General features: G+C 35.3%; 19 protein-coding genes and 1 pseudogene. 14 read left to right on the top strand and 6 right to left on the bottom strand.

Annotated features, from left to right (window positions below; translation table 11 throughout):
- The first annotated feature begins 131 nt into the window (after positions 1 to 131).
- The 3 genes from FG390_RS13675 to FG390_RS13660 all read left to right on the top strand — a co-directional run bounded on the left by FG390_RS13675 (position 132) and on the right by FG390_RS13660 (position 2354).
- Positions 132 to 380, top strand: coding sequence for a hypothetical protein (locus FG390_RS13675; protein WP_141191594.1), 249 nt, complete (start codon positions 132 to 134; stop codon positions 378 to 380).
- A 587-nt stretch (positions 381 to 967) separates the two neighbouring features.
- Positions 968 to 1507: a hypothetical protein gene (locus FG390_RS13665; protein WP_141191593.1), complete on the top strand. Its 540-nt coding sequence runs from the start codon at positions 968 to 970 to the stop codon at positions 1505 to 1507.
- A 442-nt stretch (positions 1508 to 1949) separates the two neighbouring features.
- Entirely contained in the window at positions 1950 to 2354 is a 405-nt protein-coding gene (locus FG390_RS13660; protein WP_141191592.1) for a YkvA family protein, read from the top strand.
- Positions 2355 to 2749: 395 nt separating this feature from the next.
- Here FG390_RS13660 and FG390_RS16100 read toward each other — a convergent pair whose 3' ends face one another.
- A complete protein-coding gene (locus FG390_RS16100; protein WP_258311677.1) occupies positions 2750 to 3193 on the bottom strand; it encodes a sigma factor-like helix-turn-helix DNA-binding protein in 444 nt (147 codons plus the stop codon).
- A gap of 654 nt (positions 3194 to 3847) precedes the next feature.
- Here FG390_RS16100 and FG390_RS16095 point away from each other — a divergent pair.
- The 6 genes and pseudogenes from FG390_RS16095 (at position 3848) to FG390_RS13615 (ending at position 10259) form a co-directional block, all read left to right on the top strand.
- Positions 3848 to 5089: pseudogene (locus FG390_RS16095) on the top strand (IS91 family transposase).
- Entirely contained in the window at positions 5064 to 5315 is a 252-nt protein-coding gene (locus FG390_RS13635) for a hypothetical protein (RefSeq protein ID WP_141191590.1), read from the top strand. Before FG390_RS16095 ends, FG390_RS13635 begins: the two are co-directional and overlap by 26 nt.
- Positions 5316 to 5762: 447 nt before the next feature.
- Positions 5763 to 6365 carry a DUF6241 domain-containing protein gene (locus tag FG390_RS13630; RefSeq protein ID WP_141191589.1) on the top strand — a complete coding sequence of 201 codons (603 nt, stop codon included), beginning with the start codon at positions 5763 to 5765 and terminating at the stop codon, positions 6363 to 6365.
- Between the two features lie 729 nt (positions 6366 to 7094).
- Entirely contained in the window at positions 7095 to 8633 is a 1539-nt protein-coding gene (locus FG390_RS13625) for a plasmid pRiA4b ORF-3 family protein (protein WP_141191588.1), read from the top strand.
- Positions 8634 to 9094: 461 nt separating this feature from the next.
- A complete protein-coding gene (locus FG390_RS13620; RefSeq protein ID WP_141191587.1) occupies positions 9095 to 9778 on the top strand; it encodes a helix-turn-helix domain-containing protein in 684 nt (227 codons plus the stop codon).
- On the top strand, positions 9762 to 10259 hold the full coding sequence (locus FG390_RS13615) for a PIN domain-containing protein (RefSeq protein ID WP_258311676.1): 498 nt from the start codon (positions 9762 to 9764) through the stop codon (positions 10257 to 10259). Before FG390_RS13620 ends, FG390_RS13615 begins: the two co-directional genes overlap by 17 nt.
- A gap of 390 nt (positions 10260 to 10649) precedes the next feature.
- Here FG390_RS13615 and FG390_RS13610 read toward each other — a convergent pair whose 3' ends face one another.
- Complete coding sequence (locus tag FG390_RS13610; protein WP_309147215.1) at positions 10650 to 11192, bottom strand: DUF1259 domain-containing protein; 543 nt, start codon at positions 11190 to 11192, stop codon at positions 10650 to 10652.
- 1525 nt (positions 11193 to 12717) lie between these two features.
- Here FG390_RS13610 and FG390_RS13605 point away from each other — a divergent pair.
- The 4 genes from FG390_RS13605 (at position 12718) to FG390_RS13590 (ending at position 16871) form a co-directional block, all read left to right on the top strand.
- Complete coding sequence (locus tag FG390_RS13605) at positions 12718 to 13413, top strand: Crp/Fnr family transcriptional regulator (RefSeq protein WP_309147216.1); 696 nt, start codon at positions 12718 to 12720, stop codon at positions 13411 to 13413.
- 119 nt (positions 13414 to 13532) lie between these two features.
- Complete coding sequence (locus tag FG390_RS13600) at positions 13533 to 15449, top strand: heavy metal translocating P-type ATPase (protein ID WP_141191586.1); 1917 nt, start codon at positions 13533 to 13535, stop codon at positions 15447 to 15449.
- A gap of 78 nt (positions 15450 to 15527) precedes the next feature.
- On the top strand, positions 15528 to 15749 hold the full coding sequence (locus tag FG390_RS13595) for a heavy-metal-associated domain-containing protein (RefSeq protein ID WP_141191585.1): 222 nt from the start codon (positions 15528 to 15530) through the stop codon (positions 15747 to 15749).
- 450 nt (positions 15750 to 16199) lie between these two features.
- Entirely contained in the window at positions 16200 to 16871 is a 672-nt protein-coding gene (locus FG390_RS13590) for an HAD family hydrolase (protein ID WP_141191584.1), read from the top strand.
- A 185-nt stretch (positions 16872 to 17056) separates the two neighbouring features.
- On the opposite strand, the gene FG390_RS13585 is transcribed toward FG390_RS13590, so the two are convergent.
- Positions 17057 to 17665: a DUF1643 domain-containing protein gene (locus tag FG390_RS13585; protein ID WP_181406501.1), complete on the bottom strand. Its 609-nt coding sequence runs from the start codon at positions 17663 to 17665 to the stop codon at positions 17057 to 17059.
- A gap of 254 nt (positions 17666 to 17919) precedes the next feature.
- Here FG390_RS13585 and FG390_RS13580 point away from each other — a divergent pair, with 254 nt between their 5' ends.
- Positions 17920 to 18216, top strand: a complete 297-nt coding sequence (locus tag FG390_RS13580) for a hypothetical protein (RefSeq protein ID WP_141191582.1) — start codon at positions 17920 to 17922, stop codon at positions 18214 to 18216.
- A gap of 18 nt (positions 18217 to 18234) precedes the next feature.
- Here the strand turns inward: FG390_RS13580 and FG390_RS13575 are convergent, their stop codons facing one another.
- The 3 genes from FG390_RS13575 to FG390_RS13565 form a co-directional block, all read right to left on the bottom strand.
- Positions 18235 to 19026: a formate/nitrite transporter family protein gene (locus tag FG390_RS13575; protein WP_141191581.1), complete on the bottom strand. Its 792-nt coding sequence runs from the start codon at positions 19024 to 19026 to the stop codon at positions 18235 to 18237.
- Between the two features lie 244 nt (positions 19027 to 19270).
- Positions 19271 to 21127, bottom strand: a complete 1857-nt coding sequence (locus FG390_RS13570; RefSeq protein WP_141191580.1) for an SH3 domain-containing protein — start codon at positions 21125 to 21127, stop codon at positions 19271 to 19273.
- A 223-nt stretch (positions 21128 to 21350) separates the two neighbouring features.
- Positions 21351 to 22887: SH3 domain-containing protein (locus FG390_RS13565; protein WP_181406500.1), on the bottom strand; the 1537-nt coding region annotated here is incomplete at its 5' end.

Below are 22887 nucleotides of genomic sequence, written 5' to 3'. Positions count from 1 at the left end.
ATAAGCGATTTAGCTAGATCGCTTGATAGAAAAGCAATTTCACCTTATTTAGGATGTCTATGAATAATTAAGGATGATAATCCATCTATTATCCTGTATAATAAAACAATAGATCTTAGGAGTGATATAAAGTGGATCAAATTTTAGAAGCCATTCAAAAAATGAATGAAAATTTTTCAAATGAATTAAAAGAAATAAAATCAGATATTAAGGCAATGAAAAATCAGTTAGATAGAATTGAATTAAACGGAAACGAAGACGTAATCGGTATGTTGATTGAAGTTAAAAAGCAAACATCAAATCTTAATACAGATATCACTAATCTTGCTGGTAAAGTTGGAGTTCACGACATGATAATTAATAGATTAAGTAATATTTAAAGGGGACTTATATAAGTCCTCTTTTTATAAGTCAAATCTTTCGTTAAAAAGCTCTTCATCTCTTATTTTTGTAGGTATTTTTGAGTAGTAATAATTAGTTAACGCTTGACAAATGCTTGGTACTAAATATTACGACATATTTCGACAAGTGCCTGGCACCAAATATTATTTCTTTCAGCTAAACAGATGATCTCTGTTACTTTTTGACGAGAGTTACCAGTACTTGCGGCAATGCCTCTAAGACTGATTCCCTCATTGTGTAACTCCAATATCTTTTGATAATGGATCATAAAAAAATACCTCCATATAAAAAATGTCACACCCTGAAGGTGTGTCCATTAATTATACAAAGGTATGAAGTGGTAAACGCATGGCATTTACTGGTACATTCCGTGTCATTCAGTGGTAAAAAGTATGTCAGAGGTGGTACATTTCAGTGGCCGTAATCACTTCAATTGCTATTTTAGATTTTAAGACGCAGGGATGAACCTTTACAAAGATAAATAAAATTTGAAAATCAGCAGGAATCTATCCTTTTTAGTCGAATTTCCTGGTATAAAAGATACATATATACAAGGGGGGGTTTGATGAAGAAAGAATCAATCCACAGTGCTATTATTGTTTTTTATTTTTTATCAATATGCTCAATTATTATGGCTATTGTTACAGGATATTATTATTCACATTATGATTCTGACCTAGATACGGGGAATTCATTTAATCATATAGTGGGAGGAGATGCTTACAATTATATAATAATGGGTGCAAGAGCCACAATGTGGATGGGATTAGGAATTATTTTCACTATTATAGCAACTGGATTATTAATTGGTTATTTTATACTTTTTAAAAATGAGACTCTTAATTCACCAATTCATTTAGAGAAAATAAACGAAGATGAAATAGACGAGAGTTCAAATGTATCAACAGCATTAGTAACCAAATACAAAACTACAGGCGATAAGGCATTAGATGAATTTGTGTTACATCACCAAGGTGACAATGGTGATCCAGATTGGGGAGATCCAAATGATAAAGCAAATGATAATTATTGGGAAGATGATAAAATATATAACGAATTAAATAATCTAATATATGAAGGACGTAAACGTAAGACATTATATTGATTATATAAGAGAGTGTAAAATGTTTTGTGTAAATGAATAAAACAATGAAAAAGGAAGACCTTTTCCTGGTAGAATAAAGTTACCACAACTTATCCATAGAAACGCGAAATTTTGATTTATTTGGCAGGGCTAGCCCTGCCAAATAAATCTAAAACAATCCATCGAACAAGAACAATTAGAATACAAGTGACAATTTATCTGAAAAGGTCGAAAACTTATTTACACAAAATTATGACACTGCCCATTTTTCAATATTAAATATAATTATGAATAGAATCTATATATAACAATTGCGAAAGGATGGTCACCACAACCATGAAATGTTGTAGTGAAATTAACAGTAGGGGTTGTAAGTGGATTCGGCTTTGAATGTCATAATTGCAATTGCACAAATTGGTGGATAAAATAAGAACTTTCTAGTATTAAAGAAGGAGAATTAGGAATGGAAAAGTCCCCTGAAGAATTAGAAAAAGAAATAGAAAGTACAAGTAAACACTACTCCGAAGAAAAGTTTTGGAATAAACTAACGAAATTCGCCAAAAAGGCAGGTTCGTCTGTTGTATATGCAGTATTACTTTTATATTTTACACTTCAAAAACCTGAAGTTCCTGTCAAAGTTAAGGCTATTATTATCGGAGCACTAGGGTATTTTATCCTTCCATTTGATTTAATTCCTGATGTTGCAGTGGGTGTTGGTTATACTGATGACCTAGGCGCCTTAGGAGTTGCTTTATTCCAAGTAGCTATGTACATAGATGAAGATATAAAAAACAAAGCAAAAGACAAACTGAGAGAATGGTTCGGAGAAGGTGTAGATACATCTGAAATTGATAATAAGATTAGCTGAAGATAATGAGGCGGGGGTAACCCTGCCTTATTATTTTTGATCAGTAGCATGGTACAGGTTAAAATGGTTAGGCATAGTAATTTTTTAGCAATAAAACCGTAGGTAACATTACTGTAAACACTATCATACGGAAAATGCACCAGTACATCTCAATTATTATTATTTTTCACATATTTTACACATTACCCACTCAAAACCTTGTAATATCAATACTTATAGAACTATTTTGACCTTGATCACCGGTGCCATTACATATAATACCTTATTTTAAATAAGATTAGATACTCAAAAATGTTGTTAAATCAATGTTTTTGTGTAACTTTTATTTTGGAGTAACGATTAAATAAGATGCGTTTCGATTTTTAAATGCATCAATTTAATTAAGTACATTGGTACTATTCAATAGAAAAGGATATGAGAAATGGGGTACCTTCTCTTTTGAAAAGAATACTGTTTTTGTCAATATGAAATTGAGCCAGAGCGATCACTTCAAAAGTGAGCCACTTTATGATTATTAGATCCCATAAATGGGAGGAGTTAGTGTTTGGGATTCCTGCCCAGGGGCAAGAATCCCAAACGCCTCGCGCGCCAACGGTTACTCTTCGGCGGTTTCTTGATGTTTCATACTTTGACGAAATCGATACGATTCTCCGTTCAGTAAGTGGATGTGCGGTCGATGTGTCAAAACGATCGAGTAATGGTGCGGTGGTATTTGGAGCTTCCTTTGCCATTAGATATTTTTTAACAGTATTTATTGAAACGCCCAGTTTCTTAGCTATCTGCCTCTGTGATAAGCCATCTACCTCATGTAAGAAGTTGATATTATAAAATTGAGCCATATTGATCATCCTTTTTTTTCTCTCTTCAATTGATAGTTTGGTCACTTTCAATCATAAGAGAGGTTATTAAAATTGGAAATCGTGTGGCTCATTTTTTATGTGATCAAACCATTGAAAAGTGGCTCAATTTTAGATTATCAAAAACAAAAGTAATAAACATAAATATGCAGAGGACAAAACTCATTTTGTTAAAACAACCTTAGAAAAAATTCAATAGAGGAATTGAATTTTTCAATGAGTTAGAAAAAATATATGCTAAAAACCAAAAATAAATAATACTGATAACAGTGGTTGCAACTAAAAAAGCAGCCTCTATTTTTTATTGTAAAACAGTAAAGTTATAACTATTATAATGAACAGTGTTTAATAAATCGTGCGAACAGGTAAAATAATACACTTACAATTAACTGTAAGTATTACTTAATCTCACTGGATTTAACGATAAATAAATGAAGAAAATAAGGAACTTTATGACTCAAAGTCGTGTTCTTTCGGGAGTGTCGATTCGACCCCGACCACCAGTATTGACCTAATACCAGTTGGTTAAATATTATTATCGAAAGAAATGAGGCAGGACAATATAATTTCCTGTCTTTTTTATTGTTTAGGAAACTGTTCGGTAAAAGGTTCGTAGATATATCGGGGGTTAAGGACATGGGGAAACGTAAAAGTGGTGTCATTAAACAAATATTAAAGGAACATTTTGATGGTTTTTGGAAACTTCATTTGGAAATGTTTCCTGCATCCTATCGAGATGATATCAAAGAAACTGTTGAGAAAACGATTAAATGCGGAACCCGTGACATAGGCTATGCAAGATATGAATGCTTAGGATGTGAAGGAAATCCCCATCCGGTTTTTGTTTGCTTTACTTGCAAAAGTCGGTTTTGTCATAAGTGTGGAAAGAAATATACCGATGATTGGTCCGATAAGCAACAGGAACTGATTTTTGATGTCCCCCATCGTCATATGGTATTTACGATTCCAAGAGAATTAAGAAAGGTCTTTTTTCAAGATCGCAAAAAGCTAAATGAGTTAAGTCAACAGGTCGCTGAAGTTTTTAAATTTTATTATCATCGGAAAAGCAAGAAGCGCCAGCTACAGGTAGGCGTGATAACTGTCATTCATACGTTTGGTAGAGATTTAAAGTTTAATCCTCACATCCATACATAAGTCACTGAAGGTGCCATTGATAACCGTCATGAGTGGGTGCCAAGTGAGTACATTCCATACGATTTTTTAAGGAGATCTTGGCAAAAGGTTCTTTTAGATCTTATGAAGAAATGGTTTCCCGAAAACGAAAAGGTCTTGGAACTCATTAACACATTGTATCAGCGTTATCCAAAAGGGTTTTATGTAAATGCCGAAAGGAAAATGAAAGATGCCAAAGGGGCGGCGAAGTATATTGGCCGATATTTAGCGAGACCTGCTATTGCGGAATATCGTATTGAAGATTACGATGGGGAAAAGGTTCACTTTTGGTATGAGGATCATCAAACGGGCAAACGAATAGATGTCACATGGCCCGTCTATAAATTCTTATTTAACCTATTACAACATATTCCACCCAAGCATTTTCGGATGGTAGGGCGTTTTGGCTTATATAGTAGAAGATCCTATCAAAAAGCTAACCAAATTTTGAGTCTCTATTCGTTTGTAAGAACGAAACAATTATCTCTCATATTAGAGCGAAAAAAGAAGAAAAAAACATATCGACAACGAATGATTGAGGCTTTTGATCAAGATCCATTCCTGTGCCCATGTTGTCACCGTCAGATGGATCTGGTTGAAATTTGGCATAGTGATTATGGTTACTTATTTCACTATATGGAAGATATGGAGTGTATTAAAGCCTGGAGGAAGAATGAAGATGTCAAAAAACAAAAAGCAGGATGACATGAACAAGGAATTTCTAAAATGGTTAGAAGAAGAGGATCCACTGGGATTAGACGATGAGATAACAACCATTATTTTTAAGTGTATGGATTGTGGTAAAGAAGATGAGGTACCCGACTTTGTGGTTGATGAATTTCAATTTGATCTAAAAGACAATGAGGAAGTTGAGGTAGTGTGTCTTTTTTGTGAAGGCACCATGCGCAGAGCGAAAAATAGTCCCAAGTGATATGACTATACTTGGGACGTGATTAAGTCGCGTTAGCGATTTTGTTCCGGTTTTAAATAATTGTTACTATTTTAAGCGACTCCGTAATTTTACCACCCTTGCCATGTATTTTATCAGTGTTCGCCACTGAATTTACCACACAATGCCAACAACAGGTGTATGTGCCATTTTGAATACCTCTAAAAACAGGTTTAATTGTATACATAAGATATGGTTATCATGAAAACCGCATTTATCACCTTGACTGTTTTTATTAATAATGTTTTTGGATTCCTATTTCTTACATTACGGTCTTTTGGATAAATTGGAATTTACGGACTACTGGAAACACAGCACTTAATTAAGGTTGTTCCAGCAGGTGATCTATAAAAATAAATATTACATAATTATGACATAACTGTATCAATTGTGTTAAGGTGGGATTAAATATATAAAAGAAAGGAAGAGATGATGCTTAAAAAAGTAATTCTCATTGCAGGAACAGTTCTGGTTATCGGAGGTGTGTCTTACTTTATACATAATGCGTACGAAGAAAAACATCAAACTCAAGATAAAGAGGTTACTCAAAAAGTGACAGTTGTCACTCATACGGATAGCAATTCAGAGAAAGGAATAGAAAAAGAAGCTATCGATAACGAGAATAAGAAAAGGATGAAAGAATACTTTGAAAAATTAAAAAGGGATGCCGAAAAAGTAACACCAGAAGATATAGCTTTTAAGAAATGGGAAGAAGGAATGAAGACTGATCCTGAGAGAACTTCAAGGATAGGCATAGATGGATTTCAATATCCTAACCCGTTTGGAGAAAAAACGGTTAACCGTGGTTTGGTAACTGATGAAATTGCACAAAAATACCTTGAAAAAATGATTAGTAATAAAAAAGAAATGACTAAAGCTAGAATCGATTGGATGTCTAGTGCTATACATCTTAATAAGCAAATGCTTAAACATAAAGAAGTTTACAAAGAAATATTAAATCGATGGAAGAACGGAGATTTTTCAAAATTAGCTAGTGAAAATAAGCAGATCAAGGGTCTGGTGAACGAATAAATGAATAAGAAATAATATAATAGATTTAATTTTACATAATCAATCTCCTTGGTAGAAATATATGGAGGTTGATTTTTTTATACCAACAAAAGAAGTTAAGAGACATTTATCCAAAAAATGAATAACCAACTAATATAGTTGTTTCAGATTCAGTGACTCGCACTAGGATAAAACACTATCGCAACTCTCCCTAAAATTTGACGATACACTCCTTCCACATTGCTCGCCTGATTCATAATTTTAAACCTCCCTAAGAAAATGGATCTTAGGGAGATTATCACATAGATTCTATACAAATAATTATTACTATTTTAATTACATGACCACCTTTTGTACAATAAAAAGTATATTTAAATTCTTGAATTGGGGTGGTTTAAAATAACTGCTGATGAAATAATGAAAGCTATAGAAGAAATGGATAACAGTGAAAGAATAAAGATGTTAAATAAATTATTTGATAACTATTTTGATAATAGGCCTCCTAAAAACCAAATCATAAAAGAGAAAGAAGAAATGTTCTGAGGTAAAGAAGAGGACTAAACAGGGAAAACGAGATGAGGTATGGACTGCGCTAAATTTATCCAGTATCAACACTATGCAAACAATGAATTAAATATTACTATTAAAAGAAATAGAACAGGATAAGTAGTTTCTGTTTTTTTATACAGTTGTCGTCTTCTGATCAAAAGTTAGCTGAATGCTTAAAAATAAAAACATAGTTGAGGTGTAATGATGATTTATCAATTAAAGGTAACAATTAGACATATGAAACCACCAGTTTGGCGCCGGGTGCTCGTTAATGGCGATACTACTTTTATAGAGTTACATAAAACGATACAGTCCTTATTTGAATGGGAGGATTATCACCTTCATGGTTTTGAAGTTATTCGTTCCAATGGAGAGACTGTTTCTAAGAAGATGATTAGGATTGGGACTGATGATGATCAGAATGAATTTTTCTTCCTTGGTGCCAGATATGATTATGATGAAAAGGAAGAAAAGATAAATCGTTGGCTTAATAAAGAAAAGGACAGGCTGCTATATACGTATGACTATGGGGATAATTGGGAACATGATATCATTCTGGAAAAGGTTTTACCGCCTGAAGAGGATCAAACTTATCCAACATGTGTAAAGGTTAAAGGGGCTGCACCAGGGGAAGATAGTCGTGGTGACTGGATATCAGGAGAGGTAGCGATGGAAGAAATTGTCCCAAATGAACTAGTTTCGGAAATTAACGAGCGATTGGTTAGTTTGGCCAAACCTGTGTCAATTAAACAGGGGAAAAATAATTGGGGATATCTGTTCAAATTAGCAAATCAATTCAAGCAACTGGAACCGTGGAAAGTTATGTCAGATAATGAGGTATTTGTGGTAGAACTTCCTGATAACCAAAAAGTATTTTGTTTTGTGATAGGGGGGATTAACTCAGAATATGGGCTGTCGGTCTTTATAGGTGATGAAGGACTAACCACCATGACAAAAATAGTGTCGTCTGGATATACCGAAGAAAAGATTTTTGAGCAAAGAAGTTTATTACTGACGTTTTCCGATCGTTCTGATCTTTCTAACGAAGATTATAAATTAATAAAGAAAGAACAGTTAACTTATCGTGGAAAGAAACAATGGCCCCAATTTAGAAGCTTTGAACCCGGAAAATACCCATGGTACTTATCGGACAAAGAAGTAGAATGGTTCATATGCATTCTTGATCAGGCGATACATGTCGTTCAAAAGGTAATAGCGGGTTTTTCTCTTCCTTTATTTGGAGAACCGAAACTATTTGCAAGGGTAGTGGAAAACCAAAATGAGACAATGGTTTGGAAGGATGACTGGATGATAATAGAGGATTATAGTCCGGTTCAAAGAAAAAAATATCATTTAATGATAGATGAACTTCAACTAGAAAGACTGAAAAAGAGCTATCGTAAAAAAAATCAATCCTATGAAGTAGAAACAATCTTACATCGCAATCCTGTTCAAGAACATGAAGGAGAGCGACCATATTTTCCAATAATCTTTCTTGCTTTGGAAAGGAAACACGGTATGATTGTATTTCACAAAATGATGGAAACTAATGATGACACAGGTACGCAAATTCAACAAACCTTTATGTCTATGATAGAGTCTTTACAGGCTATTCCCAGAGAAGTGTTTATGACAGAAAAAGATTACGCTGTACTAAGGCCGCTTACAACTAGACTTGGTATTTCTGTATTAAAAGTAAAGCATCTAACTAATATCGAAAATGTGAAGAGGATGCTGTAATAATTCACATAATTAGTGTTAGTGGGACTTTATGGACGAGTGTTCCATCAAGTGCTAGGTATCAATTTTGAAGATAAAGTGTCAGCATTTTCATGGGATAAATGTCTATTTAGTAATAGAAACAAAAATGATACAGTCTAACAGTCTATTTATCCCGCCTTAACGACTAGTAAAGACCCCCACACCAAGATTCTGAGTATTCAAAGAAGATAGGTGGGGATCAACTGCCCGTAAAGGTCCGATTGGTTCAGGCTTACCATCAGTGGGGATGACGCAGGCTAAAAAACGCGACGTCCTGTCGCAACGCCTGCTACTTGCCATCCTGTGCGTCGAAAAACCCCCACTTATGGAAGTTTCACTTTATGAGTTCCTGTTAGAAATTTTATAACTTTTGTTGAGTTTGTTGAATATGTTGAATTTAGATAGTACAATATATTAATAAACGAAAGGAGGTTATTTAAATGACAGCAACGATTGATCGTGAACAAGAAACTCTATGGGACACGGTAAAATTTTTAGCTAAACAACAGGATATAGATAAAGCTGAAGCAGTCTTAAAAGCAACCATTGAAAAATCATTACAACTGTTGAATCTCTATACTCCTATTGTTTCACATCTACGTTTCTCTATTCCAGCTGAACAGTTTTTGAATGAATTGAAGCATTTGGACGCAGATATACGAAAGAAGATCTCGAGAGACATTACGGAAAAGACATATGAAGAGATATTAGATTACATTAAAATGATTAGTGAAATGACAGAAGATCCGCAAGTAACAAACAAAAAAATGTTGGCGTCAATTCTTTTCAAAAAAGCCAAACAAGATGCTCGTGTGAGAAGAAAAACGCCCACACAATTTCCAGAAGTTCAGATTGAGATTGACGAGGCTGTCAAAGAAGGTGAAAAACCTTTTTACACAACCAGTGAAGCGGGTCATAAGTTAGGATTGAGTGACCAAACGATACGGAGAATGTGTGAAAGTGGTAAATTCATAGGGGCTTACCGTTCGGAAGGTGGACATTGGCGAATACCTGAAGAAAACTTTATCACCACGAGAGAACAAGATATAAAAGGAAACGGAATTTTGGAACACCTCGATAAAAAGAATCAGGAAGAGGGGGATGTGGATGAGTTCGATCTTTAACAATGACCATCCTCCAAAAGTCTTTTTGGATACCACAGTCATTTGTGGTGCAATCCGAAAAAATGGAGTGAATCGCAAAATTTTACAAGTTGCTCGTTTACCATATCTGTATCAACCCGTTCTTTCACGGGTTTGCTTATTTGAATTTATACGAAATGCTACCAATGGTATTGGAAAAGGCGAAAAAATGGTTAAATATGAAGAATGGGAAATTCAAACCTTTTTAAACGACTTTGTCTATCCAATATTGGAACATTATAGTGATTTACCTGTCAATAGTGTAGTTGGCCGATATAGTATAGAAACTAGAATTCGTGACAACCGACCAATTGGGGAGGTTTTAATTGAATTAACAGGTTTAACCAATAAAGATGCTGAAAAACTTGCCATTGAACACTCCAAAGAAATGCAAGAACCTCTAAAAAAATTTGACCAAAGAAGATTTTCATGTATGGGCTACTGCCATCCAACAAGAATGTGAATACATAATTTCCACGAGTACTCACCGGTTTCCTTCTGAAATTGGGAAAATCAAACGCATTCATCGAGCAGATTTTTATCAACAATTGGAAGTCTATCTGAATTCATAGGTTGATAAATTATTAATGTATACAAAATGAACTTAACTATTTGATGGTTCTAATCTAACAAACCGATCGATAACTCTAATGTAAGTTTCGTCTTTAAAAAGAACTATTGAAAAATATTTCTTTTTACGAGAAACTTTTTGGTGGATTGATATCAATTGGTCATAGTTAATAGATAAATTCCCCCCCTTAGATAATCTACTTAATCCTATCTAAGAAAGGCAATGCTTTTAATAAGCATCGCCAACTTTCTACTAAAAATAAGTTTCTATATTTTAACAAGTTTATTTTTTAAAAAGACCTGCTGCTCTTGCAGCTTCAAAGCTTTTTCTAGCAAAATCAAACGGGTCGTCTCCAGCATTTTCCCAGTGCATATACATTAATCGTGGATTATCAAATAGCCAGTGATTATGAACGGCAGTGACTATAAACCCTCTTTTTCTTAATTCTGTCATGAATGGGTTAATTTCTTTTTGCAAGACGACTGATTCTCCTAAGTTTAGGCCGTTGTTTTCAAATGAAAGAGCAAATGGAAGGGCTAAAGGTGACTGAGTTCGACGTCCTAGAATAGTTGCATTTATTTCACGTAGCCGTTGAACTACACAAACTGGATCTGCTGTAACAACTACGCCTCCAATAATATCAGCAAGTTGCTGACAAGTGGAGGGACTTATATTCCTAACTCTACCTCGAGAGGTACTAGGATTTCTTTTGCTCGAGTGATGCCTAGTGGATTTCGGACTTGATTCTATTTCCATATCGAATGTGTCAGTACCTTCGGAAAAATCAAACCAATCAGCAACAAAGTCATATTCTTTTCTACTCATTATAAACCACCTCCTTGTCCAATATACTAATCATTTTATTCTGAGATGTTGGAAATGAATAGACGAATAGTGAAGGACAAAAACACTTTTTGTTGATTTCAATAGAAAATAAAGGAAAGCTTTTTTTATTTTCTTCAAAAATGCCCTTGAAATAAGAATTAATTAGCCAATGGCCAAATAAAATAGACCCCAACGACCTACCAGAGATGAGTTTTTCAAATTAAGTAAACGTTTTATCGATAGCCCCTCAAAGAAAGTATTACTGGAAAGGGGCTTAAATTGATGGACCTTTGATAGATTAATGGATAGAGAGAAAAAGTGGACCACAATTGTGGATGGATGATCTAAAGGTATAAATCCAATATTTCAATTAATCCAAAAGTAGCTCAAATCAGAGCCAGAGTCCCTCAATTAATCCAAAAGTAGCTCAAATCAGGGCCAGAGAGCCTCAATTAATCCAAAAATAGCTCAAAACAATGCCAGAGTCCCTCAATTAATCCAGAAGTAGCTCAAATCAATGCCAGAGTCCCTCAATTAAACCAGAAGTACCTCAAATCAGTGCCAGAGAGCCTCAATTAAACCAAAGTAGCTCAAATCAATGCCAGAGTGCCTCAATTAATCCAAAAGTAGCTCAAATCAATGCCAGAGTCCCTCAATTAATCCAGAAGTAGCTCAAAACAATGCCAGAGAGCCTCAATTAATCCAGAAGTAGCTCAAATCAGAGCCAGAGAGCCTCAATTAATCCAGAAGTAGCTCAAATCAATGCCAGAGTCCCTCAATTAATCCAGAAGTAGCTCAAAACAATGCCAGAGAGCCTCAATTAATCCAGAAGTAGCTCAAATCAGAGCCAGAGTCCCTCAATTAATCCAAAAGTAGCTCAAATCAATGCCAGAGAGCCTCAATTAATCCAGAAGTAGCTCAAAACAATGCCAGAGTCCCTCAATTAATCCAGAAGTACCTCAAATCAGTGCCAGAGAGCCTCAATTAAACCAAAGTACCTCAAATCAATGCCAGAGAGCCTCAATTAATCCAAAAGTACCTCAAATCAGTGCCAGAGAGCCTCAATTAAACCAAAGTAGCTCAAATCAATGCCAGAGAGCCTCAATTAATCCAAAAGTAGCTCAAATCAATGCCAGAGAGCCTCAATTAATCCAAAAGTAGCTCAAATCAATGCCAGAGAGCCTCAATTAATCCAGAAGTAGCTCAAATCAGAGCCAGAGTGCCTCAATTAATCCAAAAGTACCTCAAATCAATGCCAGAGTGCCTCAATTAATCCAAAAGTACCTCACATTAATGTCGATGAAAGTCAGATCATTGCTTAAAACCCACTTTAAAAACTCTTCAGCATCAATTTCCAAATTATATATAAATAGTTAGATGATTATCAAATCCAGCAGCAGTTTGAAGAACGAATTAACTATGCGAAGGAAAACAAATTGATTGTGGAGTTACAGTGTACGATAATGAGTTTATTGAAAAGATAACAGGTCTCATTCATTTCCGTTATGAAAAAGGAGAAATTCAAATGATACATCATTCAAAACATAGCCATGCAAAGTGTATCCGTTCGGTACCTATATTTAATCACTTGGAGGACCAACAGATGGATAAAATAGCCGAATCGGCAAAAACGTTGGAGTTGCAAAAAGGGGAGATGCTCTTTCGTGCGGGAGAAAGAGATGATACTTTGTATATTGTGAGTCAAGGAAAGATTCAAATTTACCGTTTAGCTGATTCAGGAAAGGAACAACTGATCAGAATATTGAATCCTGGGGATTTTATTGGGGAATGGACCTTATTTCATCCTGGTGAGGTTCATGAAAATTATGCGGTAACTATCCAGAAAACATCAATCTGCCTAATCAAACAAACCGATTTACAAGCCCATTTGTTACAGCATCCGACGATCGCCTTAAAAATCATCGAAGAGATGTCCTCACGCCTGGAAGGTTCAGAAAGGCAAACCATGCAAGTCGCGATAGAAAAGGTCGAAACACGAATTATTGCCTATTTAGTGGACTGTGTGGAAAATGATGAAGAAAATGGTCCCACTATTACACTACCTATGTCAAAAAAAGATTTAGCTTCGTATCTAGGTACAACGCCTGAGACCATTAGTCGAAAATTTACTGAATTGGAACATAAAGGATTGATTGAACAATTACCAAAAAGGCATATAAGAATTCCTGACTTAGATAAACTACTTCAATACGCAAAATAGCGATCCCCTTACTTTCAAAAATTTTTTCATTTCTTGACCAAGGTCAATTCCTTCTAGCTTTGATTCCAATAAGATTAAGTCATCAAAGGGAAATAAGCTCCAAAAAAGGAGGAATCAAAATGACTGAAAGAATCCATCACCACAAAAATCATATGACTCTGCTTTCTGGTCTTATAATTGCCGCAGCTTTTATAGCAAAGGCATTTAAGATGGCCGAATGGAGTAATGTCCTTCTTATTGCAGCAACCGTCATTGCTGTTATTCCGATTGCTATTAAAGCCTGGCAGGCGATTCGCATGAGGGTATTTAGTATTGAATTACTCGTAACAATGGCTGTCATTGGAGCTGTTTTTATTCATGAATATACGGAGTCAGCTGTCGTGACCTTCTTATTCTTGTTCGGAGATTATTTAGAAGTCCGGACTTTGCAAAAGACACGTTCATCACTTAAGGAATTAGTGGATATGGCGCCTCAGGAAGCAACCTTACTTCGTGAAGATGGTACCAGACAGAATATCAGTATTGATGATGTACAAGAAGGTCATCGTTTAGTTGTTTTACCTGGGGGTAAGATTCCGGTGGATGGTGTGATTGTACAAGGTCACGCATCAATAAATGAAGCAGCTATTACCGGTGAATCTCGACCTATTAACAAAGCAAATGATGACCACGTATATAGTGGCTCAATTCTTGACACAGGCTATATCGAAATTATTGTAGAAAAGGTTGGAGATGATACAACCTTTTCCAAAATTATTGAACTTGTAGAAGAGGCACAGGATTCGAAATCAAAAGCAGAGCGTTTCTTGGATCGATTTTCTAATTACTATACACCAGCAGTTACTCTACTTTCTGTACTCGTTTATATTATGACTCGTGATGTACACTTAGCTATTACGTTCTTAGTCATTGCTTGTCCAGGTGCACTGGTCATCGGAGCTCCAGTTTCTAATGTTGCGGGAATTGGTAATGGAGCAAAAAATGGCGTTTTGATCAAAGGTGGTGACATCATGGGGAATTTCGCTAAAGTTGACACGTTAGTTTTTGATAAAACAGGCACATTAACAAAAGGAAAACCAGAAGTGACAGATTTGCATACGTTTACTTTTATGCCAACTGACAAGATTTTAGGCTTAGTGGCAAAAGCAGAAACGATATCGGAACACCATTTAGGTCAAACGATTGTGAAAGAAGCAGAAAGAAAGGGAATGGATTTAAATTCTTATACAATTAGTGAAAGCGAAGCGATTAAAGGTCATGGTATCACAGCGACAGTTGATGGTTATTCAATTGTTGCAGGTAACCGTAAGCTGATGAATACTGAAAGAATCGAGATCAGTTCCGACGCGACACAATATGCGGTTAATCGAGAAAAAGCGGGGAATACATCGATCTTCATCGCTATTGATAACCACTTAGTTGCTATTATATCGATTGCAGACCAAGTTCGAGATGACGCTAAAGTGGCCTTAGAAGATATGCGGGAAAATGGAATAAAACGAATTGTGATGTTAACAGGCGATAACCGCCACACAGCTAGAGCAGTAGCAAAACAACTTGGAATAGATGAGTTTCATGCAGAATTATTGCCAAATGAAAAAGTAGAGTATGTGAAGAAATTAAAAGAACAAGGAGCGATCGTCGCAATGGCTGGGGATGGAATTAATGACGCACCTGCTATTGCAACGGCAGATATTGGATTAGCAATGGGGGAAGGCGGTACAGATGTTTCAATGGAAACGGCCGATGTTGTTTTAATGGCAGATAAACTTTCTCAATACGCCCATGCCTATTCTTTATCAAAAGCGACAATTCGGAACATGCATCAAAATATCACTATTGCCTTAGCCGTTGTAGTCATCTTGATCCTTGGTGTACTTGCTGGACAATTGCATCTGGCTGGAGGGATGTTCATCCATGAAGGCAGCGTACTAGTTGTCATCTTGAATGCCATGCGATTAATTGGTTTTAAAACGAAAGCTAGCCAAAAACTTAATAAACAGAATCATAAAGTAAGAGAGTCTTATGTTTCATAAAAAATATACAACTTGATAAGCATCAATTTTTTAAACAAAGAAACGATTTAAAATAAAAGAAAAAGGAGGAAACAAAAAATGTCAAAAGGTATTTTCCAATTAGGACCATTAACTTGTCCGTCTTGTATTAAAAAAATTGAAACAACACTCAATAAAACTGAAGGTGTAGAATCCGCCAAAGTCATGTTTAACTCAAGTAAAGTAAAGACTGAGTTTGATGAAAGCCAAGTAAATGCAAGTCAATTAGAGGAAACAATCAAAAAATTGGGTTATCCGGTATTATCCTCGAAAGTCTTATAAGAGAAGATTTTATGGGGGTAAAACTTAAAAACGATAGTTAAAAAATGCTAATTCCAATCCCCTGAAGAGAATTTTACTTCAGGGGTTTATTGCACATTAAGAAACAACCAGGCCCCTGTTCTAGCGCCTTACAGGCCTTGCAATCGATAAGTTTTCTTTAACAAGATGGATAAAGCGTGTCCCTTAAGACGTTATGATAAACTATAATTGGTGAAGTGATGCGGCATTAAGACCAATAGAGATGAAATCTTCTTGGAGTACCACCCAAAAATCTGATAGAAACACGATTCTTTTGTGTGCAGAAGTTTATCTTTATGCTATGAATTTATGAAATAGCCGAGAACACTCTTAGTCATGAGAGGTTCAGTCATACTTAATGAATGATATAATTAGTGTAATTTAGAATAGTTAATATTGAAACACAAACATATTTGATGAGGAGAGAAGTGTATGCCTAAATATAAAATCATTTTATTTGATTTAGACGGTACTCTGTCAGATCCGAAAATTGGAATTACAAAGTCCGTTCAGTATGCCTTAAAGAGAATGGGTATTAATGAGCCTGACATCGATAAATTAGAATGTTTTATAGGCCCACCACTTCAAGTGTCATTTACTGAATATTATAACTTTGACCAGACATCTTCAAAAACAGCGATTGATTTTTATCGAGAACGTTTTAAAGATAAAGGAATATTTGAGAACGAGTTATATCGAGGTATTCCGGAGTTGTTAAATTCTTTGAAAGAACAGCAATATACTTTAGTTGTGGCAACATCGAAGCCTACAGTATATGCCGAACAAATTTTAAAGTATTTTAAGATTGACCAATATTTTGATTTAGTCGTCGGTAGTCATTTTGATGGAACGCGATCTTCGAAAACGGAAATCATTAATTTTATATTAGATAGATTTCATGATCACAAGAAAGACCATTTTGTCATGATTGGCGATCGAGAACATGATCTTATTGGTGCTCATAATGCGGGAATCGATTCCATTGGGGTACTATATGGGTTCGGTTCATACGAAGAATTACAGAGCTGTAAACCAACATATTTAGCAAAGTCTATAGAAGATATTAAAACGATATTTTTATCGGAAAAATTGAAAAAAATCTAATAGAGGTTGTTCAAAAAGTCACCAAATGATAAGCTACGAATCTCGGCGTTGGCTCGTTTTTCCGGTCCTCATGTAGTAAAAACCTACATTCCAGTCCTCAAAACAGCGCCGCCTTGATCTTCTTGCTTCTAATTTGCCACCTTTTTGAACACACACTAATAGACAAAAATTTATTTCACACTCTCTTAAGTGGTTGAGTTACTCATATCTAAAGGTACAATCCCCTCTAGTCTAGGGCGAATGGGATGTCTTGGAGAACCTTTCAAGGTTAAGAGTGATTGATAATGCGTTTTAAAAACATACGGGGTAATATTCATTTTCTTACAATGATCAATAATTGATTGAGTTAGTTTCTTATGCAAGGATTCAGAGATGTTTTTTGATGGATCTCCCCAACCGAATACGACTTTATCAGCTTTACTCATATAGTGTTTTATGTAGTTCAAATTTTTCTCGAAAATTTTATCTAGGTCATGATTGTCTATGCGTCTAATGGTATTAAAAATATTGGATAAACCGTTAGAATGCGTTTCATAAAAAGGAAAGAGATTAAAAAATAGGGCTTTCCCATATCCTTCATTATAAGCAAACTTAATCACTTTATTGACGGTCATATCTGAGGCAGATGTTGTAGCTTTGCTTGGATTCATAAGAATAAAGGTAATAGTTCGGTTGTTATCGTGATTTAATTTCACTGAGAGGATATACCTTGCTTGGATCGAATCAGAAATTTCTTCAATCTCACACTTTAAGATTCCTGTGCAATAGAGAGGATTATACTTTATGGTTCTCAAATGGATCTCATCCTTTCTTAACTAATAATACATGTCTAACAAGAGATATAGTATGGACATAATGATGATATGTATTTAGAAGAGGTTGTTCAAAAAGTCACCAAATGATAAGCTACGAATCTCGGCGTTGGCTTGTTTTTCCGGTCCTCATGTAGCAAAAACCTACATTCCGGTCCTCAAAACAGCGCCGCCTTGATCTTCTTGCTTCTAATTTGTCACCTTTTTGAACACGCACTAGAAGGGATGATAGTTGGATGCTAGTTGATTTTGAAATAAACTTAGACGGTGCATGGAAGCGATTAGATACTGTAGAATTAAATCCGTCCCTTGATGAACAAGGGATGGATTTGGTACTAGCCAAAGATATAACAATGAATCTCTGTTCATTTAGAAATCGACTTATTCGTTTTAAAGAACCTTTGGTAGACCAAGATGGCAAAGTAACGGGTCTCAAGGTGAAGGAGTTAGGTTTTTGGTTTACGCATCAAAATAAAATTTTTGTAGCAAACCGCCAATATTATTATCGCGAATATCTCATTCCACCTGAATGATGACTTATAGACGTCAACTTATTCTTCATCGAGTTCATCCATAAATGGTTTATTAACGTAATAGTACATGACCCCCATAAAGAAGACACCACCGACGAGATTTCCCAACGTTACTGGTATAATATTCCGAACAACACTGACAATATTAATAGCAGGGTCCTGATTTAATACAAGGGCGATCGCGAAGGTACACATGTTAGCAATACTATGTTCATATCCCGAAATAAAAAAACAAAATACAAAGAGCACCATAGCAAAAATTTTGGGTCCATCACCTTTTAATGTCATCGGAATGAAGAAAGCAAGACATACAAGCCAATTACAGAGAATGCCTCTAAAAAAGAGTTCTAAGATGGGAGCATGTACTTTATGATCGGCTACATATAGTAAAAAACGATTGACGTCGGGACTATTAAACAATCCCGTTAAATAAATCATTAAAGCAAAAAAGGCAGCACCTATAATATTTCCGACATAACTTGTAGCCCAAATTTTCACAACATCAAACCATGTGATCTTTTTTCGTAAGGCGGCATAGGTATAATAAAACGTATTTCCTGTAAATAAATCACCACCGCCATAAGAAATCAGGATAATAGCTGAACCAAACACTAGGGCAGCCATGGGATAAGCTGCTGGGGAATCCACGGAAAAAAAGAAATTTCCTGTTTTAAATGATACTATAACACCAAATCCAATGAACATACTGGCAACAATAGCCCGGGATAAAAATCGTGTTTTACTTTTGTGGAAAATTTTCAACTTTTTTGCGGCGAGTTTTTCAACCTCCATCAGTGATTTGCCTTCCATTATGTACCTCCTCGGATAATATGTATTAAAGTCATAGACATATACAAAATAGGTTCACGAATTGAGATGCTGATCTGTATTATATATACCCAAAAATCTAAGGATTATTTAGTTCGTTGCTTTATATAACGAATGAATGTGATTAAAGGTAGGTGATAAAGGACGCCTAGTTTTATACCTTAAATTAGTATGCTTTCTTAAAGTGTAAAAAAGCCTTGAGGAGGATATCCTCAAGGTAAAGGAATTACTTATATTTTGGGATTTCAAAGGTAATTGAATAATTTGATAGAAGATCATACATGCTTTTTATTTTAGGCGTTTGTTTTACGGCCCATGCAATGTCGGTTGCATATTGATGTGAATAAGATTTGGTAGGGTTTGGATCCCATCGCATTTTATAAAGTGTATCTTGACCGGCATTTATATACCCATCAGCAATCCACTTGGCACCGTTAATGATGGCTTTTTCTGGAGTATCCCATCTTTCTTTTCCTATTTTTGAGTCAATTTTATATGCGTATTCTGCACCGGTTTTTTCTGACTGTCCATCATAGGCACCAATGCCATACATATTATAAACAGAAATGCCCGAATCGTTTGTTGATAATTGTCCGGTATTTGGATCAATTTTTAATTTCCCTGTTGCAAGATCGGAAGTCCCTTGACCCGTTTCATGTAAAGTATGTGCGATTAAATAAAGTTCATTGATATGATATAGCTCAGCAGCTTTAATAAAGCTATCCGCTTTTCCTTCTAAAATGCCTTTACCTTTGAGTATTTTTTCATTTATTTCAGAGCTACTTGCATATGATGGTGAAGAGAGTTTGAGAAATTGAAAATCATTGGTTGAATAGTTATTTGGATTTAAATATTTTTCGATTTCCTCATAACTGGCATTAATGGTCGTCGGATGGAAATTCTTAAGTTTATACCAACCATTAATTTGACTATCAATGTCCACTTTTTTTGAAGTAACTAGAGTTGTTAAAACCGGGTAGTTGATTCCAGGACCGCTTCGTACATTCCATGTGTCATTAGCCATCCACTTCATTGATTTGGCATCATAAGTTAGTGCATTTTTGATAATGTAAAATGAAAACTTGCTTTTGTCATAATAAGTTTGCGCTCGGCCAACTTGGTTAGTTATGGCAGTTTTAAGATCATACGGCGAAACCTGGTAAACTACTTTTTTTTCAATTGGATCTGGTTTAGATATAGGTTTTGGTTTATTAGTTGATTGTTTCGTGACATAGGCAGCAGAAACATACGCATAACCAGAATTATATTTAATTTTTAACCAACTGCCTGTTGATCCAACGATTTCTACTTGTTTATCTTTAGAAAAAATGGTGAATATAACTGCATGTTTACTTGGTGCACTCCGGACATTTAGCTTATCAGTCGTAACCCCTTTATCTAAAACTTTAACCGAAGGAGCCGTCTTTGTAACATGACCTTTGTTTGTATAAGCATAGCCACTGCCATAGTTAATGACCATCCAATCACCATTTTGTGCATAGACGTTGAAAGATGTTCCCTCTGGCCATGTCGTCAGTTTTTTGCCATTTGATTTATCAATTACATCCACTGCATCTTTTCCATAGGCTTTATAGAGAGGTGCTGGTTTACCTTTTTTGACATGCGTTTTATATGTATAAGCATAGCCGTTATTATACTTTATTTTTAACCAGTTACCTATTTGACCAACGACAGAGATAGGGGTGTTCTTTGACCAAGTTGTCAGATGCTTTCCATTAGGAGTAGCTCGAATATAGACACTATTAGCACCATAACCATCATATTTAATATTAATAAGTACAGGTGTTGATGTATTTGTTTTCTTCACATACTTGGCATAGACATAGGCAGATTTATGGTTGTATTTAATTTTATACCAACTTCCGCTTGTTCCTGTAACAGTTAGTTTGGTCCCTTTTTTGGCCAAACCAATCGATTTTTTATTTGTGCTAGGTGTAGATCTAACGTTTAAATTTTCAATTGCTGTGTATGCCGTTGCTGCTAAGGAAATACTCGGTAGAACGATGTTAAAAAATAGTAAAATAGCAATCGAAATAGTTATGATTTTAACGTACTTTTTCATTTCGTCTCCTTTATGTATGTAGTAGAATTTTTTAAATTCAGATTAATAATCTAATAATATCATAGCTGTTTACTTGATAGGTTTTTTTGTAGAAAAAAATCAAGTTTTGAAATAAAATGAGTAAACAATACTAGTAAATAAGTAGTGCTAGAGTGGGAGGGGAGGGGGGAAATCGGATATCTGAATAAAAAAGCTACCTAAAAAAGGTAGCTTTAACGAATAATTATTGATATTTAGGAATTTCATATGTGATCGTGTAACTTGATAATAGATCATAGAGTTTCTTTATCTGTGACGTTTGTTTTACCGCCCAGCCAATATCTGAAGCATATTGATGTGTAGCTGGTGCTGATGGGTTCCATCGCATTTTATATAACGTGTCTTGTCCGTTATGGATATAGAGTGATGATATAAATTTAGCTCCTCCAACGATCGCGGCTTCTGGTGTGAACCATCCTTCTCTATAGGCTGTCTCAGCGCCATACTTAATTGGATTAGAATCAATAGCACCAATGCCATACATGTTGTATACTTTTTTTGGTTTAACAGATTTCCCACCTACGCTATTAACTATTATTCCTTTAGCTAGGGTTGAAGTGCCATTACCTGTCTCTAGAAGAGAGTGTGAAATAAGATAGAGCTCATTGATGCCTTGTTCTTTAGCAGCTTTAATAAATGAACTTGCTTTACCTGAAAGGATTCCTTTTCTTTTTAGGATTTTCTCATTAACTTCATTCGTATTTAAATTTGTTGCAGATGAAAGTTTAAGGAATTGAAAGTATGCTGTTGATCCAGCTTGGAAGTTTGCCGGATTTAAATAATACTCAACGTCGGCCGGACTCGCGTTTACCCAACCTGTAGGAAAATCAATTTGATACCACGTATTTTTTCCTGATGTGACTTTTCTCTTAATGGTCACTTTTTTTCCTTTTGAAATCTGTGTTACGGCCCAACTATTAGTGCTTGGGCCACCACGAACGTTCCATGTTCCGCTTTGTACGACACCAGAAGACCCTGAAATCCAAAGTTTTCCTTTTGAGACAAAGGCCCCTTGAGAGATGAACATATTATAATGTTTATCCGTTTGTGGACTGACTCTCATTTGCTTTTTGGTTATTGTATCTAAACTATACTTATAAGTAGTTGTCTGATAGTTCGTTGATTTTTTAGGTTTTGTTGGTGTAGATAGTGTTTGCTTTTTTACATAGCGACCAGATACATAGGCGTAACCAAGTTTATGTTTAATCTTCAGCCAACTACCTGTTCGGACAACTTCGACAGGTGTGTTTTTTTGTAGTTCGGCAATTTTCGCAGCGCTACCGCTTGCAGAAACTCTAACATTTAAATTTGCGGTTGTTGTTCCCTTATACAAAACTTTTTCAGATGGTGCATTTTTCGTTACATGACTTTTATAAGTATATGCATAGCTACTTCCATATTTAATGACCATCCAATTTCCATTTTGGGCATAGACATAAAATGGTGTTCCCTCCGGCCACGTAGATAAGTGTTTTCCATTAGGTGTTTGCCTAATGTAGACATAATCCTTACCATAGGCTTTATAACCTACAGGAGGATTTCCTTTTTTGACGTGAGTTTTGTACGTATAGGCATATCCATTGTTGTACTTAATTTTTAACCAGTTCCCTATTTCTGCGACGACAGAGACTGGGGTGTTTTTTGCCCAAGTGGTAAGGTGCTTACCGTTAGGCGTTGCTCGAATATAGATACCATCTGCTCCATAGCCTGGGTAGTTTACG

The organism is Terrilactibacillus laevilacticus, assembly GCF_006517395.1.
Taxonomy (GTDB): domain Bacteria; phylum Bacillota; class Bacilli; order Bacillales; family Sporolactobacillaceae; genus Terrilactibacillus; species Terrilactibacillus laevilacticus.
Note: the sequence above shows the minus strand (reverse complement) of the source record. Positions and strands in the feature narration are given on the sequence as shown.